Annotated in this window: 17 protein-coding genes; 6 read left to right on the top strand and 11 right to left on the bottom strand. The window is 71.7% G+C overall.

Annotated elements, in window-relative coordinates; genetic code table 11:
* Positions 1-4 precede the first annotated feature (4 nt).
* Positions 5-1,036 carry a non-homologous end-joining DNA ligase gene (ligD, locus tag ACMCNK_RS13740; protein WP_412736802.1) on the top strand — a complete coding sequence of 344 codons (1,032 nt, stop codon included), beginning with the start codon at positions 5-7 and terminating at the stop codon, positions 1,034-1,036.
* 6 nt (positions 1,037-1,042) lie between these two features.
* On the opposite strand, the gene ACMCNK_RS13735 is transcribed toward ligD, so the two are convergent.
* Complete coding sequence (locus ACMCNK_RS13735) at positions 1,043-1,504, bottom strand: GNAT family N-acetyltransferase (RefSeq protein WP_412736801.1); 462 nt, start codon at positions 1,502-1,504, stop codon at positions 1,043-1,045.
* A gap of 64 nt (positions 1,505-1,568) precedes the next feature.
* On the opposite strand from ACMCNK_RS13735, the gene ACMCNK_RS13730 reads away from it, so the two are divergent.
* Positions 1,569-2,042 carry a potassium channel family protein gene (locus ACMCNK_RS13730; RefSeq protein ID WP_412736800.1) on the top strand — a complete coding sequence of 158 codons (474 nt, stop codon included), beginning with the start codon at positions 1,569-1,571 and terminating at the stop codon, positions 2,040-2,042.
* Here the strand turns inward: ACMCNK_RS13730 and ACMCNK_RS13725 are convergent.
* Complete coding sequence (locus ACMCNK_RS13725) at positions 1,993-3,549, bottom strand: alpha/beta hydrolase (protein ID WP_412736799.1); 1,557 nt, start codon at positions 3,547-3,549, stop codon at positions 1,993-1,995. The two genes, ACMCNK_RS13730 and ACMCNK_RS13725, sit on opposite strands and share 50 nt — an antisense overlap.
* 246 nt (positions 3,550-3,795) lie before the next feature.
* On the opposite strand from ACMCNK_RS13725, the gene ACMCNK_RS13720 reads away from it, so the two are divergent.
* Positions 3,796-4,980 carry a hypothetical protein gene (locus ACMCNK_RS13720; RefSeq protein WP_412736798.1) on the top strand — a complete coding sequence of 395 codons (1,185 nt, stop codon included), beginning with the start codon at positions 3,796-3,798 and terminating at the stop codon, positions 4,978-4,980.
* 17 nt (positions 4,981-4,997) lie between these two features.
* Positions 4,998-6,065: an ATP-dependent DNA ligase gene (locus ACMCNK_RS13715; protein WP_412736797.1), complete on the top strand. Its 1,068-nt coding sequence runs from the start codon at positions 4,998-5,000 to the stop codon at positions 6,063-6,065.
* Positions 6,066-6,073: 8 nt separating this feature from the next.
* On the opposite strand, the gene ACMCNK_RS13710 is transcribed toward ACMCNK_RS13715, so the two are convergent.
* From ACMCNK_RS13710 to ACMCNK_RS13695, 4 genes are all read right to left on the bottom strand, one after another.
* Entirely contained in the window at positions 6,074-6,442 is a 369-nt protein-coding gene (locus ACMCNK_RS13710; RefSeq protein ID WP_412736796.1) for a DUF3037 domain-containing protein, read from the bottom strand.
* Positions 6,439-7,197, bottom strand: a complete 759-nt coding sequence (locus ACMCNK_RS13705; RefSeq protein WP_412736795.1) for a HipA family kinase — start codon at positions 7,195-7,197, stop codon at positions 6,439-6,441. Before ACMCNK_RS13705 ends, ACMCNK_RS13710 begins: the two co-directional genes overlap by 4 nt.
* A gap of 39 nt (positions 7,198-7,236) precedes the next feature.
* Positions 7,237-7,791 (bottom strand): hypothetical protein, encoded by a 555-nt coding sequence (locus ACMCNK_RS13700; RefSeq protein ID WP_412736794.1) that lies wholly within the window; start codon positions 7,789-7,791, stop codon positions 7,237-7,239.
* A gap of 95 nt (positions 7,792-7,886) precedes the next feature.
* Positions 7,887-9,377 (bottom strand): deoxyguanosinetriphosphate triphosphohydrolase family protein, encoded by a 1,491-nt coding sequence (locus ACMCNK_RS13695; RefSeq protein ID WP_412736793.1) that lies wholly within the window; start codon positions 9,375-9,377, stop codon positions 7,887-7,889.
* A gap of 171 nt (positions 9,378-9,548) precedes the next feature.
* Between ACMCNK_RS13695 and ACMCNK_RS13690 the strand changes: the two genes are divergently transcribed.
* Positions 9,549-10,667 carry an MBL fold metallo-hydrolase gene (locus tag ACMCNK_RS13690; RefSeq protein WP_412736792.1) on the top strand — a complete coding sequence of 373 codons (1,119 nt, stop codon included), beginning with the start codon at positions 9,549-9,551 and terminating at the stop codon, positions 10,665-10,667.
* A 53-nt stretch (positions 10,668-10,720) separates the two neighbouring features.
* On the opposite strand, the gene ACMCNK_RS13685 is transcribed toward ACMCNK_RS13690, so the two are convergent.
* The 5 genes from ACMCNK_RS13685 to ACMCNK_RS13665 all read right to left on the bottom strand — a co-directional run bounded on the left by ACMCNK_RS13685 (position 10,721) and on the right by ACMCNK_RS13665 (position 14,880).
* Positions 10,721-10,957, bottom strand: a complete 237-nt coding sequence (locus ACMCNK_RS13685; RefSeq protein WP_412736791.1) for a hypothetical protein — start codon at positions 10,955-10,957, stop codon at positions 10,721-10,723.
* Between the two features lie 242 nt (positions 10,958-11,199).
* Positions 11,200-11,481 (bottom strand): hypothetical protein, encoded by a 282-nt coding sequence (locus ACMCNK_RS13680; protein WP_412736790.1) that lies wholly within the window; start codon positions 11,479-11,481, stop codon positions 11,200-11,202.
* A 470-nt stretch (positions 11,482-11,951) separates the two neighbouring features.
* Positions 11,952-12,518, bottom strand: a complete 567-nt coding sequence (locus ACMCNK_RS13675) for a GAF domain-containing protein (RefSeq protein WP_412736789.1) — start codon at positions 12,516-12,518, stop codon at positions 11,952-11,954.
* 94 nt (positions 12,519-12,612) lie between these two features.
* Positions 12,613-13,905 carry a hemolysin family protein gene (locus tag ACMCNK_RS13670; RefSeq protein ID WP_412736788.1) on the bottom strand — a complete coding sequence of 431 codons (1,293 nt, stop codon included), beginning with the start codon at positions 13,903-13,905 and terminating at the stop codon, positions 12,613-12,615.
* A 78-nt stretch (positions 13,906-13,983) separates the two neighbouring features.
* Complete coding sequence (locus tag ACMCNK_RS13665; protein ID WP_412740839.1) at positions 13,984-14,880, bottom strand: DNA-3-methyladenine glycosylase family protein; 897 nt, start codon at positions 14,878-14,880, stop codon at positions 13,984-13,986.
* A gap of 111 nt (positions 14,881-14,991) precedes the next feature.
* On the opposite strand from ACMCNK_RS13665, the gene ACMCNK_RS13660 reads away from it, so the two are divergent.
* Positions 14,992-16,761, top strand: a complete 1,770-nt coding sequence (locus tag ACMCNK_RS13660) for an ATP-binding protein (RefSeq protein ID WP_412736787.1) — start codon at positions 14,992-14,994, stop codon at positions 16,759-16,761.
* Positions 16,762-16,765: the final 4 nt, after the last annotated feature.

Below are 16,765 nucleotides of genomic sequence, written 5' to 3'. Positions count from 1 at the left end.
CCTCATGGCCCCGAAAGCGAAGGCGCCGGCGACCGAGATCGAGGTCGCCGGTCAGCAGGTGCGGCTGACCAGCCCGGACAAGGTGTGCTTCCCGCAGCGCGGCTACACCAAGCGGGACGTCTTCGAGTACTACCTGGCGGTGGGCGACGGCATCATGCGTGCCCTGCGCGAACGCCCCACCACGCTGCAGCGCTTCCCGGACGGCATCGACGGGGAGATGTTCTTCCAGAAGCGCATCCCCACCCGTGGCGTGCCGCCCTGGGTGCAGACCGCGAAAATCTCCTTCCCGAGCGGGCGTACCGCCGACGAGCTGTGCCCGGCCGACCTCGCCCACGTGGCCTGGGCCGCGCAGATGGGCACGATCGTGTTCCACCCGTGGCCGGTCCGGTCCGCCGCCGTGGAGCACCCCGACGAGCTGCGCATCGACCTCGACCCGCAGCCGGGCACCGACTTCGGCGACGTGGTCCGTACGGCCGGGGAGGTCCGCGCGGTGCTCGCGGACCTGGGCTGGACCGGCTACCCGAAGACCTCCGGCGGGCGCGGGGTGCACGTCTATGTGCGCATCGCCCCGCAATGGTCCTTCGTGGAGGTTCGCCGGGCGGCGATCGCGCTGGCCCGCGAGGTCGAGCGGCGGGCACCGCAGCACATCACCACCGCGTGGTGGAAGGAGGAGCGCGGCACCCGGGTCTTCATCGACTTCAACCAGATGGCCCGCGACCGCACGATCGCCTGCGCGTACTCGTTGCGGGCCAACGCCCGCGCCACGGTGTCCACACCGGTCACCTGGGCGGAACTGACCGAGGTGGAGCCGGACGACTTCGACCTGCGTACCGTGCCGCAACGGTTCGCCGAGGTCGGCGACCCGCACGCGGGCATCGACGAGGTCGCGCACGACCTCACCCCGCTGCTGGAGTGGGTGCAACGCGACGAGCGGGCCGGGCAGGGCGACATGCCGTACCCGCCGGACCACCCGAAGATGCCGGGGGAGCCGCCCCGCGTCCAGCCGAGCCGCAAGAACGCCGCCAACTGGGAGTAGCAGGCGCTACAGCGCGAGCTTCATGCCCTCGTGCGAGGCGGTGAAACCCAGCGCGGCGTAGAACCGGTGCGCGTCCGTACGCCGCTTGTCCGTGGTGAGCTGGGCCAGGCCGCAGCCGCGCTCGCGCGCCCGGTCCAGGGCCCACCGCATCATCGCCTGGCCGATGCCGCGACCGCGCAGTTCCGTACGGACGCGGACCGCCTCGATCGTCATGCGCTCGGCGCCGCGGCGGCTCAGCGACGGGATGAACGTCAACTGGCACGTGCCGACCACCGTCCCGCCGTCGTCCGCGACGATCAGCTCGTTGCGCGGGTCGGCGTCGATCGCCTCGAACGCCGCCCAGCATGCCGCGTCGGTGCCCTCCGCCACGACCTCCTGCCGGGACCGGCTGATCTGGTCGTCGTCCAGCAACGCCAGGATCGCCGGGACGTCGGCGCGGGTCGCACTGCGGAAGATCACCTGAGCCACGCGGCCATCCTGACACGCCCGACGGGCTGAGGTCCGGCCGACCCGGGTCCGGCACCATGTCGCCATGCGACTGCTGCTCCTGCCATTGCGGGCGGCCTACCGAGGGCTGGTCTGGCTCGCGAACTCGCCGGGCCAACTCATCCTGGCGTACCTGCTGCTCATCCTCGTCTGCGGCCTCGCCTACAGCCAGGTCGAGCCCCGGACCGTCGACGACGCGCTGTGGTGGGCGATCGTCACGGCCACGACCGTCGGCTACGGCGACATCTCCCCGGCGACGCTGCCGGGCCGGGCGATCGCGGTCCTGCTCATCTCGGTCATGGTGCTGGTGGTCATCCCGCTCATCACGGCCCACTTCGCCAGCCGGCTGATCGTGGACACGGACGCGTTCCGCCACGAGGAGCAGGAGGAACTCAAGTCCAACCTGCGCCGGGTGCGTGTACTGCTGGAGGAACTGGCCGCCCGCGAGGGCATCCAGGTGCCGGACGGGCTCACTTCGCCGGACAGCGCAGACCCTCCCGGGGCACGGTCAGATCGATGAGGTAGGAGTCCACCGCGCCGACGATGCACTTCGTGCTCGGGTACGCGGTGTGCCCCTCGCCCTCCCAGGTCAGCACGTGTCCCGTGCCCAGCATCGAGGCCAGCGCCGCGGTGTTCTCGTACGGCGTCGCCGGGTCGCCGGTCGTGCCGACCACCACGATCGGCGGGGCACCCTTCGCTGCCCCCGCCGGGTACGGGTCGCGCTTGCCCGGCCAGAACGCGCACGGCAGCATCCCGATCGCCAGCGGCGCACCGAACAGCGGGTACTTCTGCCGCCACTGCGACTGCAGCTCGCGGATCTTCTCCACCGGCGGCACCTGCGCCGCGTCGGCGCAGTTCACCGCGAGGTTCGCGTCGAACAGGTTGGAGTAACTGCCGTCCGGCTTGCGGTCGGCGTACTGGTCGGCCAGCTCGAAGATGCCCTTCGCGTCGCCGGCCTGCAGGTTGTCGACCGCCTCGGCGAGCCGCTGCCAGCCCTCCTCGGTGTACAGCGACGAGATCACCGCCACGAAGATCCAGCCTGCGGTGGCCTCCCGGCCCTTGGCGTCCTTGACCGGGGAACGCTCCGCCTTGGCGATCGCGTCGGTCACCGCGCCCCGCGCGTCCGGGCCGATCGGGCACTTGTCCCGGGTCGCCTTGCACCAGTTCGCGAAGTTGGTGAACGCCCGCTCGAACCCCTTGGCCTGCGACTCCGAGCCGGCCACGAAGTCCTGCTCCGGGTCGATCGCCCCGTCCAGCACCAGCGCCCGGACATGTTGCGGGTACAGCTGCGCGTACGTCGCGCCGAGCAGCGTGCCGTACGAGAAGCCGAGGTAACTGAGCTTCTCGTCACCCACCGCGGCGCGGATCGCGTCCATGTCGCGGGCCGCCTGCTTGGTGGAGAACAGCGGCAACTGGTCGCCGAGCTTCGTGCCGCACTGCTGCGTGATCCGCTTGTTGAGCGCCACGACCTCGTCGAACTCGGCCTGGCTCACCGGGTCGGGGTCCGCGCCGAACGAGGCGTCCTGGTCGGCGTTGCTGATGCACTTCACCGGCGCCGACCGACTCACCCCGCGCGGGTCGAAGCCCACGATGTCGAAGCGGTCCGTCACCGCGGACGGCAGACCGCCCAGCTTCTCGCCGAACGACAGGTACACCGCGGTGTCGACTCCCGACCCCCCGGGCCCGCCGGGGTTGACCAGCAGCGAACCGATCCGCTGGTGCTGGCTGCGGGACCGGATCCGGATCATCGCGACGTCGTAGGTCGGGCCGCCCGCGGGCGCGGCCCAGTCCCGCGGCACCGCCACCGAGGCACATTCGTACGTCATACCTTCCGCCCCGCGCCCCACGAGCTTGCGCGGCACGTCGTCGCACGGCCGCCAGCTCGCCGTGCTGCCCGCCGCGGCGGAGCCCGGGCCGACCGCGGAGCCGGAGTCGTTGGGGGCGAACACGGGCACGGTGCACCCGGCGGTCACCGCGATCGTGGCGGCGCTGAGCAGTCCTGTCACCAGGCGAAAACGGCGGGGCACTCCGGTGGCCTTTCGATCGCGGCGGTCGTCCGCGCAGAAGGCTACGCGCTCCGCGCCAGAACCGGCGCCCTGAGCCGCTGGTGAGAACGTCCGCACGTTGGTCGCCGGACCGCAGCATCAGCCGTGGCTCCGAGTTTGGTCGAATCATCCTTTTTCCGGTTAACCGCCTCGGCGATCCGAGAACCCCGGCCCGGCCGACCGATGGGGCGCCACGGCACGGAGGGGCACCATCGTCAGGTGCACGGGATGAGATGGCTGCGGCTTGTATTCCTGGTGGCCGCCGGGTTGCAGGTGGCGACGATCTTTCTCGATGACAAGCTGGTGCCCTACTGCGGGACGATCGCGGTGGCCGCGCTGCTCGCCATGGCCCTGTCGAGCCCGAGTCAGGCGCTCAAGCGCCCGTGGACCCGCCGCTCCGCCCTCGCGGGGCTGACCATGCTGACCGTGGCAGCCGCCCTGTCGGATCACCGCACCGGCGGTTACGGCTGGTCGACGGATGTCGCGGGCGGAAATCGCTATTCGATCCCGTTCGGCACCAAGTCCCATGGCCCCCACGCCGTCGAGGCGGTCCTCCTGGTCGCAGGCGTCGCGGCGCTGGCCGCCTCAGTCCTGGGCCGTGCCGAGCGGCTGCTCCGGTGGTGGCACATCCCCGGGGCGCTGCTGGGGTTGCTCAATATCGCGGGATTCGTCGACACCGCACTGCACCCGCGGGTGTTCGACTACCAGATTCCACCCGATCTCAGGCTGCGCTTTCTCGTTCTCCTGCCGGTGGGACTCGTCTCCGCCGCGCTGTGGCTGGCGGCGAACGTCGCCCTGGCCTCGCGTGGCCCCCTGCGGTTGGCCGGCGCTGGACTCCTCGCCGTCTTCGCGCTGGCAGTGACGGGCTATCAGTGCTTGAGCGTGTTCGAGCCAATCCAGGCGCGGAGCGACCCCGTCGCTGAAGAACGTCGTTGGGAAGAGACCTGGCGCCCACTCGACAGCGAGACCATCAAGGCATTGGCCCTTCGGCGTCGCGCCGACTCCGACCCCGCTTTCCTGCAGGGAGGCGACGACAGCCGCAGGGCCAGTGCGACAACCTTCGGGGCGCCGACGGCCACGAGTTCCGAGGAGTTCGAGGCGGAACGACTCAAGCACCTGGGGCCCAGATCCCCAGAGGAAGCGCGGAGCCAGGCCCTCGCCGAGGACGCGCATCGGGAGTCGGGGATCGTGGCGGTGCCGTATCCGCCGTCGTGGACCGGCGACGGAACCGACTGGGCCCGCTCCCGGCCCGCGATCAACGCCACCTTCATTGCCGCCGGGCTGGTCGCTCTGGTCATGGCACTGTTCCAGAACCAGGAAGGCGCCGGGTCGCGACGGTCCCGGCCCGCCTGGCTGCTGAGAAGGAACAATTCTGGCGAGTCTGCAAGATCGTCCTCGGTCCGTGGGGGCTGACGAGGGACGATGCCCTCATGGACCTACCCGTCATGCCTCCCGTCCTGCCGATGCTCGCCAAGCCCATCGGTGACATCCCGGCTCACCAGTGCTACGAACCGAAATGGGACGGCTTCCGAGCCATCATCTTCCGTGACGGCGACGAGGTGGAGATCGGCAGCCGCAACACGAAGCCGATGACCCGGTACTTCCCCGAGGTCGTCGAAGCGGTCCTGGCCAACTTCCCGCAGCGCGCCGTCATCGACGGCGAGATCATCGTGGTGGACGCCGCCCGCAACACCCTCGATTTCGAGGCCCTGCAGCAGCGCATCCACCCCGCCACGAGCCGGGTGAAGCTGCTGGCCGAGCAGACCCCGGCCAGCTTTGTCGCGTTCGACCTGCTGGCGCTCGGCGACGAGGATCTGACCGAGCGGCCCTTCATCGAACGCCGGGAGATGCTCGACCGGGCCCTGGCGGGCGCACAGGCGCCGATCCACACCACCCCGATCACCCGAGACGAGCAGACGGCCCAGCGGTGGTTCGCCGAGTTCGAGGGCGCCGGGCTCGACGGGCTCATCGCCAAGGACCCGGAACTGACGTACCAGCCCGACAAGCGGGTCATGAGCAAGATCAAGCACAAGCGCACCGCCGACTGCGTCGTGGCCGGCTACCGGCTGCACAAATCAGGCGACGACCGGATCGGATCGCTGCTGCTCGGGCTGTACGACGACGACGGCACGCTGGCCTCCGTCGGCGTCATCGGCGCCTTCCCGATGGCCGTACGCCACGAGCTGTTCGTCGAGCTGCAGCACCTCGTCACGACGTTCGACGGTCACCCGTGGAACTGGGCCGTCCACGAACAGGGCGAGCGCACCCCCCGACGCAACGAGCAGAGCCGCTGGAATGCCGGCAAGGACCTCTCCTTCGTCCCGCTGCGCCCGGAACGGGTGGTCGAGGTCCGATACGACTACATGGAAGGCGTACGGTTCCGCCACACCGCCCAGTTCGAGCGCTGGCGGCCAGACCGGGAGCCGCACTCCTGCACGTACGCCCAGCTCGAACGCCCGGTCCGGTTCCAGCTCGCCGACGTGCTCGCCAGCAACTGAACCGGCGGCTACCGCACGAGCAGGTCGAGCAGGCGGTCCAGTTCCCCGGCGGGGTCCTCCGCCAGGCCCATGTGCACCGGTCCGGCCTGCAGGATCGTGCTGCGCGGCGCGACCAGCCAGCGGAACCGCTCGCCCGGCGACATCGCCGCCGCCGCCCCGCCGCCCGCGCACGTCGCCTCCCACCCCTGCAGCGCGGCCCGGACCCCGGCGGCGTCGGCGGCCGGATCGAGCGCGAGCAGCCGCGCGTCGTGCAGATGCGTACGCGCGGCCAGGAAGTCGCGCCGCTGACAGTAGAGGAGCACCCCGACGTTGATCAGCTCACCGCGCTCGACCCGGGGGACCGCGCGGATGATCGCGTACTCGTACGGAACCTTCACCGAGCCGTTCCCGCGGGCAGCCAGGCGGCCGGCTCGGCGGCCCGGGCGCTCAGGTGTTCCAGGTACGCGGCGCGCGCGTCGGCCGGTTCGGCGAAGTCGAACTCCGCCAGCCACTCGTCGGGCACCAGTGCCAGCACGTCCGCGAACACCGCGGGGGTCAGGCGTTCGGCCAGCTCGGCACCGGCCGCGTCCAGCGCGTTCGCGTACGGGCGCAGCACATGGTCCTCCCACGGGTAGGCCCGGTGCACCACGGTCGCGGCTCGCGCCCAGTTGTGGTGGAAGTAGAGGGTCGCGCCGTGGTCGATGAGCCACAGCCGGCCGTGCCACTGCAGCAGGTTCGGGTTGCGCCAGCTGCGGTCCACATTCTCCACGAACGCGTCGAAGCACAGCACCCGCGACGCGAGCTGTGCGTCGACCGGGTGCGCCATCGGGTCGTAGCCGAGCGCGCCGGGCAGGTAGTCCATCCCGAGGTTGTCGCCGGCGCTGGCCTTGAGCAGTTCCTGCACCTCCTCGTCGGGCTCGGCGCGGGCGACCACCGGGTCGAGGCCGGCGACGACGAGCTCGGGCACGGGCAGGTCCAGCCGGCGGGCCAGCTCCCCGGCGATCACCTCGGCGACCAGCGCTTTGGGGCCCTGCCCGGCGCCGCGGAACTTCAGCACGTACGTGCCGAGGTCGTCGGCCTCCACGATGCCGGGCAGGGACCCGCCTTCGCGTAGCGGGGTCACGTATCGGACGGCATTCACGTGGCGCAGCACACCGTCACTCTAGGGATCCGGGCCCCGCGGGCCACGGAATTATCCGACCGCCGGACCCTGGCGGCGCAGTTCGTCCACGCGGGTCATCGCGTCGCGCAGCCCCGCGAGCCATTCCGTGGTGTGCTCGCCGGTCAGCCGGACGCACCAGGCCAGCGCCTCGGAGCGGGACCGGGCGACGCCCGCGTCCACGAGCGTGTCCAGCACCTGCCGTTCGGGCTGGCGCAGACGGGTCATCACCGGCGCGGCCAGGTGGGTGAACAGGTGCTCGGTGTCGCCGCACCGGGCACCCCAGGCCACCTTGCGCTGGTAGCGGTGCTCGACCTGCTCGGCGACGCGGATGCGGGCCTCGCGGGTGTCCGCGCGGAACTGATGGACGCGGCCGGTCTGGGCGGCGGCCCGGTCGGCGTCGGTGGCGTCGGCGGCCAGTTCGGGTACGGGCAGCCGGCCCCACACGATGATCTCGTCACGGTCGATGACGACCTCGGGTGGCTCGGTGAACCACCCGTCGGGAATCGCGCCGGTGATCCAGCCGGCGGCGTCGTCGGCGGGCGGCGGCTCGGTACGGGCCCCGGGCGGGGCGGGTCGGAAGCGCATCTCGACCTCCTGAACGGTGATTGATTACATGATTACACCGTTGCAGCCGTTGCAGAACAGCGTTCACCCACGGCGAACGCGGGCCCGCCGAGATTTCAGAGAACGAACGCGTCGGTCCAGAGCTGCCGGGTACGGCCGGACAGGGCCTCCATCAGCCCCACCGCCTGCCCATCCGTGAGCGCCGCCACGAAGTCGATCACCGCCCGACCTCGGGCCCGGTCGATCCGGTCCGGTACGCCCTCCGGCAGCTCCGCCTCGGCCAGCTCGACCAGATCGCGGATCCGGCGGGGCAGCCGTTGCGCCTCGTCCGGGTCGGTGAGCCAGGCGAGCAGCGCCTCGACCAGCGACGCCAGCAGCCGGGCCTGGCCGCGCTGGTGCAGCGCCAGATCCGGGCGGGCCAGCACGAACCGGTTCTGCACGAACTTGAGGATCTGCACCTCGTGCCACTGGGCGGGGGCCAGCGCGACGTGCCCGGAGCGCACCGCGGGCTGGGCTGCCACCTCGATCGACTCGACCAGGCGCCGGGTCCACGTCGCGGAGAACGCGGCCACCTGTGCCTCCGCCTCCAGCGACCCGTCGAACGGCGCCGCCAGCAGCCCGTCCACCAGCTCCGCCCGGACGTGCTCGACCGCCGCCGCGAACGCGTCGTCGTCCGCCATCCAGCCGTCCTTGCGGTGCAGCTGGCGCCGCAGCGACTCGATCGCGCTGCCGGGGCGGCGCTCGTCGGGCGCGTCGTCGTCCAGCGCCCACCGCGGTGCGCGTTGCCAGGCCATCAGCTCCGCCGCCACCGCACCCTGCTGCAGGACCCCGACCCGGTGCACATCCTCCAGGTCATGGATGGCGTACGCGATGTCGTCCGCGGTGTCCATCACGGACGCCTCCGCGGTCTGCTGCCAGTCGGCCACCCGCCCCACGAACGGCAGCCGCGCCTGCACCACGTCCGTGATCTCGGTCGAGTACGCCCCGAACTTCAGCGACCCGCCCTCCGGGTCGTCGGGCGGGGCCGCGGCCCCGCGCGGGGCCGGATCCATGAAGCGCGGGTGCGGCTCCGGATGGGAACGCCGGGTCCACGGGTACTTCAGGATCGCGGCGCGCACCGCGGCCGTGAGGTTCAGCCCGATGGTGGCCTGGCCGCGGATCTCGGTGCTGGTCACGATCCGGTACGACTGCGCGTTGCCCTCGAACCCGTCGCGCAGCCGCAGCCGCTGCCGGGCGAGCTGGTCCAGCACCCGTTCGCCCAGGTGGCCGAACGGCGGATGGCCCAGGTCGTGCGCCAGCGCCGCCGCCTCGACCACGTCCGGGTCGCAGCCGCCCAGCTTCTCCAGCAGGTCGGCGTAGCGGGGGTCCGCGGCGAGGCGCTCGGCGACCGCGCGGCCGACCTGGGCGACCTTGAGGCTGTGGGTGAGCCGGTTGTGCACCAGCAGCCCTGCCCCGCCCGGGCTGATCACCTGGGTGACCCCGGCGAGGCGGGCGAAGAACGGGGAACTGACGATCCGGTCACGGTCCACCCGGAAAGGGCTCGCCGCCAGGTCACCCGGGGCGACGAGACTTTCGCCGAAGAGGCGCCGGGTGCGTGGATCGTCCATGGCCGCGAGGGTACGCCGACGCCGCAGCGTCGCGGCCGCAACCACCTGCGGTGACGGAGATCCCAGTACGGCGGTGGCGCACAGTGCCCGCGGACCGTCAAACTTGTTCGGGTCCGGGGGGTGGCCGACGCGTCGGCCGGTGCACCGGGCCGGAGAAGGGGGACCGTACGGATGGCGAAGCAGGCAGGCGGGCGCCGAGGGCGTACCGGAATGTGGGTGGCCCTGGCCTTGGGCGCCGCGGCGGTGTGGGCTGCCCGGGACGTTCCCGCCCAGATGGGGGCGCGGGCCAGCGGAGCGCGCCGCGACCGGGTCGCGCGTTCCCCCCAGTTCGCCGGCGGGAAGTTCCGCAACACGGTGCCGGCCACCGAGATCGCCGCCGCGTCGATGTCCCGGGTCGCCACCGCGGCCCTGACTGACCGCGACCGGCGCCGCCCGGCGGCCCCGGTGCCGGTGGTGCGCCCGGCCCCCGGCGGCACCGCCGACGGCCTGTTCGTCACCTGGTACGGCCACTCCTCCGCGCTCATCGAGATCGAGGGACGCCGGGTGCTGCTCGACCCGGTCTGGAGCGACCGGTGTTCGCCGTCGCGGCTGCTCGGCCCGAAACGGCTGCACGAGCCGCCGATCCCGCTGCGCGACCTGCCCCCGATCGACGCGGTGCTGATCTCGCACGACCACTACGACCACCTGGACATGGTGACGATCCGCAACCTGGTCGACCTGCAGGCCGCGCCGTTCCTGGTGCCGCTGGGCGTCGGTGCGCACCTGGAGCGGTGGGGTGTCCCCGCCACCCGGATCATCGAGCTCGACTGGGACGAACGGGCCACCGTCGCCGGTGTCGAGTTCATCGCCACCCCGGCCCGGCACTTCTCCGGGCGCGGCTTCTCCCGCGACGAGACCCTGTGGGCCTCGTGGGTGATCGCGGGCCCGACGCGCAAGGCCTTCTACAGCGGCGACACGGGATACTTCCCCGGGTTCGCCGCGATCGGCGAGCAGCACGGACCGTTCGACGTGACGCTGGTGCAGGTCGGCGCGTACGGCGACGCCTGGCCCGACATCCACATGGTCCCCGAGGACGGGGTGGCGACCCATGTGGACGTGCGCGGCGGGCTGATGATCCCGGTGCACTGGGCGACGTTCAATCTGGCTCTGCACGACTGGTCGGAGCCCGTCGACCGGACCTGGGCCGAGGCCAAGGCGCGCGATGTCCGGCTGGCCGTGCCGCGTCCCGGCGAGCGGGTCGACGTGGACGACCCGCCGGCGGTGGACGGCTGGTGGCAGCAGCTCGGCTGACCGGGTCCCGCCCCTGTCGTGCTCGCGGTTGCGCCACGGCGCACGGGCCCGCGTCAGTGCACGGCGTCGTAGGCGCTGGCGAGCAGGACGGCGACGATCACCCCGGCCGCCAGGAGCAGCCCGCGGGTGTGTCCCCAGGCGACTTGGCGCTTGGCGGGGACGTCCCGCTTGGCGGAGCGAACGTCGCGCCAGGCGGCGTGAGTGCGGCCGAGGCGGTATCCGATGGCGATGACGGTTGCGGCCGTCACGATGGACGCGACACTCACGGCGGAACTCGGGTCGTTCGTCATGCGAACCCCCAAGGAGAGGCGGAGCGGTGCCGGACGCACTCAGTGTGGGTGCGGAGATCGCCCGCGGCTAGGGGATTTAGGGGCATGAAAGCCCATAAAACCGGGTTCGAGGTACGGACGCCGGCAAAGTTTTCTGTCGGCTATCCGACGTTGATGTATTTTTTCGCGCAGTCCAGTTCGTACTGCGCGGGCCCTGCGCCGGAGCTGTCCTCGATGACCTGCTCCGACGTGGACGACCGTGGTCAGCTGCGGTGGAACAGCTCGATCAGGGTCCGGGCGATGGTCACCAAGGAAGCGCCCACGCCGAGGACGACCTGCAGGTAAGTGAGCCACCGCGGCGCTGCCGCACGCGATGCGATCGCCACACGGACGATCCGGCGAACCGGCCGGGTCCGGGACTGCGCGTGCCGCCGACGCCGACGGGCCGGGGACACGTCCCGGGTCGCCGCGACCCGCGAGCTGCCCGCGGGGTCGACGAGCCGGACCTGGGTCCGAATCATGTGGCGCTGGTTGGTGGTGACCATGGCGCCCTCCTTGGGGATGAAGCGGAGCGGGACGTGGGTTGGGGTTTCGTCACCGACTGACCGCTTTGCACTCCATGGTCCACGAAAACCTGCTAGGTAGCAACATGCGAGGTGGATAGTTTGAACGACCGTTCTGCGTCACGCTCGTGAATGGCGGACTTCCCCTGCTTGAAGGCCGGGTCACGTGCGGCCGGCGGGTTGCGGGACCGCGAGGAACGACGCCCGAATGGACGGTGCAGGAGGACGAAAAGGACGTAAATGTCCCACATGGATGCCGTCGCATCTGCGGCAGGAGAGATTGGTGAGCGCAATGGACGGATCTGGCGGCCTATCGCGCACCTGCGCGCACGTTGGTGATCATCCCGGCCAACCCGTCGCGGGCGACACGCCAGCCGAATTGACGGTAATGGATAAATGCGCTGCTGGCGCACGCCTGGTTGCGTGACTAGGAATTCATGTCCTGTGGTCGGTCACAGCACGGTGTCGCGCATCCGCTGCTCGGCGGCGGCGCTGCGGACCACCATGAGCCGCAGCTCCAGCTCGTCGGCGACCAGCGCGGCCAGGTGCTCCAGCGCCGTCAACTGCCGCGGATCGGCCTCGCGCGGGCGGCTGTCGATGACGTTCACCGTCCCCAGCCGATGACCGTCATGCGTACGGATCGGCGCGGCCGCGTAGAAACGCAGCCCCAGATCGCCGCGGACCAGCGGGTGGGCGAGCGTACGCGGATCCACCGCCGCATTGTTGATCACATACACGCCGTCCTGCTGGATGACCGACGCGCACAGGCCCGGCTCCTTGCCGACCTCGCGAACGCCGGACAGCCCCACGCAGGCGGCCAGCCACACCCGGTCCTGCTCCACCAGGGACACCGTCGCGATCGGGGTGTCGAAGACGGCGCCCGCGACGAAGGCGACCCGCGCGTACGCCGGCTCGGTCGGCTGATCCACGATCCGGTACCGGCGCACCGCAGCGAGTCGCTCCCGCTCACCGGGGGCGGTGCCGTCCAGATACTCGTACGCGGGGCTGCTGTTCGTCACGGGGGGTCACCTCACGCAGAGATCGCTCACGGTCACAGCGAGCCTAGTGAGTACGTCCGGCCTGCCCCAATTGATCACCCCTCGTACGGGTGACTCAGTCCTCGTCCTCGTCCGCATCCGGCGTGGGCAGCGGGCGCAACCGCAACCGCGTGATGGCGCGGCCGGTCACCTCGACCACCTCCGCGGTGAACTGTGGCAGCGTCACCACCTCGCCGGGCTCCGTCGGGATGTGCCCCAGCGAGGCCAGCACCATGCCCGCGACCGTGGTGTAGTCGCCCTCGTCCGGGGCGGAGCCGGTGAACCCGATGTCCGGCAGGTCATGGATCGGGAACGAACCGGGCAGCAGCAGCGCGCCGTCCGCCTCGCGGACCACGGCCTGCACATCCCGGTCCGACTCGTCGTAGATCTCGCCGACGATCTCCTCGACCAGGTCCTCCATGGTGATGATGCCGTCGATCGCGCCGCGCTCGTCCACCACCATGGCCAGCTGCTGGCGCTCGACGCGCACCTGGCGCAGTGCGTCCGAGACCCGCAGCGTCTCCGGCAGGAACAGGCCCTGGCGGGCCACCGCGTCCACCGGCCCGTGCGCGTCGATGAGATCGCGCAGGTGCACCACGCCCAGGACGTCGTCCAACCCGGCCGGACCCACCACCGGCGCGCGGGAGTGGCCGCTGTCCATGAGCATCCGCAGCGCCTCGTGGGCCTCGGTGCCCGTCGGCAACGTGAGGACGTCGCGCCGGGGCACCAGGATCTCGCGCAGGATCCGGTCCGCGATCTCGAAGGCGCCACTGATGATCGTGCGCTGCTCCGCCGAGAAGTCCTGCCGGGCGGCGACCATGTCACGGATCTCCTCGGTGGTCACCTCCTCCCGCTGTGCCTTCGGGTCCGCGCCGGCCAGCCGGACGCTGACGTCGGTGGCGATGCTGAGCAGCCACACCGCCGGGCGGCTGATCGTGGACAGCACGTCCAGCGGGCGGGCCACCAGCAGCGCCCAGCCCTCCGCGCGCTGCATGGCGACCCGCTTCGGGGCCAGTTCCCCGAACACCAGGGTCACGAACGTCAGGACGACCGTCACGAGCACGATCGCGGTCGGCCGGGCCGCGGCGCCCAGGAAGCTCAGCGGCTCGATGAGCGGCTCGGCAAGCGACACCGCGGCGACCGCGGACGCCAGGAAGCCCGCCAGCGTGATGCCGATCTGGATGGTCGCCAGGTACCGGTTCGGGTCGCGGGTCAGCCGGGCCAGCACCCGGCCGCGACGCGACGCCCGTTCCATCCGCTGGATCTGACTGTCGCGCAACGACACCAGAGCCATCTCGCTGCCCGAGAAGACCGCATTGACCAGCACCAGTACCAGCACGAGCGCGATCTGCGCGCCTATGTCACCCACGCCCGCTCCACGCCCTCGGCGAATCGATCACTGTCGCACACGGTAGCGACCGCGCGCCCGGCGCGCCGGGCGGTGGCATCAGAATCGGGCAAACGAACGGATCGGCATGCGCGGGCCGAACCGCGGCGCCGCGATCCCGCCGGCGGCCAGTAGCTCGCACACCCGGCCCCGGTGGCCCCGGAACGGCTCCAGCAGCTCCAGCATGCGGGCGTCGGTGCCGCGTGCCTCCCCGGCCAGCGCCCACGCCACCGCGTTCGGGATGTGGAAGTCGCCGACGCTCACCGCGTCCGGATCGCCGTACGCGACGCGGACGACCTCCGCGGCGGTCCACGGGCCGATGCCCGGGATCGCGGTCATCCGCCGGGTCGCCTCGGCGCTGTCCGCGCATCGCTCCAGCCGTGCCGCGGCCCCGGCCGCGCGGAGCAGCGCCTGCGTACGCCGCTGCTCCACCCCGAACGGGTGAAACGTCCAGTACGGGGTGGCCGCCACCGCCGCCGGGTCGGGTGGCAGCAGCAACGGCACCGGCCCGGGCGCGGGCTCGCCGAAATGCCGGCAGATCGCCCGGTACGCCCGGTGCGCCTCCCGCCCGGTCACCTTCTGCTCCAGGACCGCCCGCAGCAGGCGCGGGAAGATCAGCCCGGTGGCGGGAATCCGCAGCCCGTGGAACGTCGCCGCCAGCCGGGCCACCAGCGGGTGCGCCGCCGCCAGCGGAGCGAAGCCGGTCACGTCGTCGCGCAGGCCGGCGACCGAGTCGGCGTGGTCGACCAGCCACTGCGCGCCCGCGCCGTACCCGGTGGCGAGCAGTTCGCCGCCCTCCGGACTCAGCTGGAGCGTGCCCGGTCCCTCCGGGGTCCGCGCCGCGAGCCAGAACTCCGCGCCGACGAAATGCCCGCACGGATCGTGATGGCCGAGGGACAGGGGGCGGACGGATCCGGCGAACCGGTACCCTTCCGGCGTCCGAAGGCGGCGGGCGATGCTCACCCGGGCCACTCTGCCACGCGACGCGCGCAACCTGGCAGTACAGCGCTGCGCGGTGGAGCCCGGAACCGCCGTGCCGTTCCGCTCTTGTCGTACCGGTGGTGCAACATGATCCGCGTGTCAGACGAAACCCCCGCGTCCGCCGCGGCCGGCGAGCCGGTCGGCCGCGTGCTCGGCACGGCCGACGCCACCCCACTGCAGTTCTGGACGGCCGTGACCCCCGGCAGCTACCTGCAGCTCGACGACGTCGTGGTGACCCGCCGCGAGCTGCCCGACCGCGAGCCGGTGACGATCGCGGGCGTGGTGACCCAGGTCCGGGCGCGGCACGAGGGCGCCCAGTTCGACTCGGACGTCTTCGCCATCGCCGAGGGCACCCTGCCCGCCCTCACCCAGGAGGCGGCCGAGATCACCACCACCCGGGTCGACCCCGAGCTGTATGTGCCGCCCGCGCCCGGCGCGCTCGTGCACCGCGCGTCCGGGCAGGCGCGCGACGCGGCGCTGCACTTCGACCGGATGGAGCGGCGGGTGCCGATGGGCACCGGCCGCGACGGGGTGCCGGTGTTCCTCAACGCCGACTTTCTCGACGGCACCCGCGGCGCGCACGTGTCGATCTCCGGGATCTCCGGCGTGGCCACCAAGACCAGTTTCGCCACGTTTTTGCTCTACTCCGTGTTCCGTTCCGGCACGCTGGGCGGCGACGCGGTCAACGCCAAGGCACTGATCTTCAACGTCAAAGGGGAGGACCTGCTCTTCCTGGACCACCCCAACACGAAGCTGGACGAGGCCACCGTCAAGGCGTATGCGCAGCTCGGCCTGCCCGCCACCGCGTTCCCGGACATCCGGGTCTACGCCCCGCCCCGGGCCGGGGACTCCTCCGGCACGGCCGACGTGCAGAGCCGCCTGACCGGGGTGGACAGCTTCTACTGGACGCTGGAGGAGTTCTGCGCCAACCGCCTGCTGCCGTACGTGTTCGCCGACGCGGACGACGAGCGACAGCAGTACACGATGGTGGTGCACTCCGTCGCCGCGCACCTGGCCCGGCACGCGGTGCCCGCCGAGGGCGGGGTGAGCATCGACGGGGTCCGCCTCGGCACGTACGGCGACCTCGTCGACCACGTCGTCGAGCAGCTCACCGACGACGAGACCCGGTCGATCTGGGCGGGCAGTGCCATCAACATGGGTACGGTCAACGCGTTCGCCCGCCGCCTGATCGGCAGCAAGAAGGACCTGGCCCGGCTCATCCGCGGTGACCTGGCGACCCGCCGCCCGCACGCGATCTCCACCGCGGACAGCGCCCAGGTCACGGTCGTCGACCTGCACAACCTGCCGGACCGGGCACAGCGCTTCGTGGTCGGCGTGACGCTCAAGACCGAGTTCGAGCGCAAGGAGAAGGCGGGCACCGCCAAACCCCTGCTGTTCGTGGTGCTCGACGAGCTCAACAAGTACGCCCCGCGGGAGGGCACCTCCCCGATCAAGGAGGTGCTGCTCGACATCGCGGAGCGCGGCCGTTCCCTCGGCGTCATCCTGATCGGCGCCCAGCAGACCGCCAGCGAGGTGGAGCGCCGCATCGTGACGAACTCCGCGATCCGGGTGGTCGGCCGCCTCGACCCGGCCGAGGCGTCCCGCCCCGAGTACGGCTTCCTCCCGCCCGCCCAGCGGCAGCGAGCCCTGCTGGCCCGGCCCGGCACGATGTTCGTCAACCAGCCCGACATCCCGGTGCCGTTGTGCGTCGAGTTCCCGTTCCCGGCGTGGGCCACCCGCGCCTCGGAGGCCGGCCCGCCGCCGTCCGGGACGCTGCGCTCGATCGTGCAGGCGGCCGACCCGTTCGCGGTCGTCGCGAGCCGCAACGGCTCGTCGGACGACGAGATCCCGTTCTAAGGTT

Origin of the sequence: Krasilnikovia sp. MM14-A1259, from assembly GCF_047159535.1 — a bacterium.
Classification (GTDB): Bacteria; Actinomycetota; Actinomycetes; order Mycobacteriales; family Micromonosporaceae; genus Actinoplanes.
The sequence above is the reverse complement of the archived record's forward strand: the minus strand, read 5'-3'. Positions and strand labels throughout refer to the sequence as shown.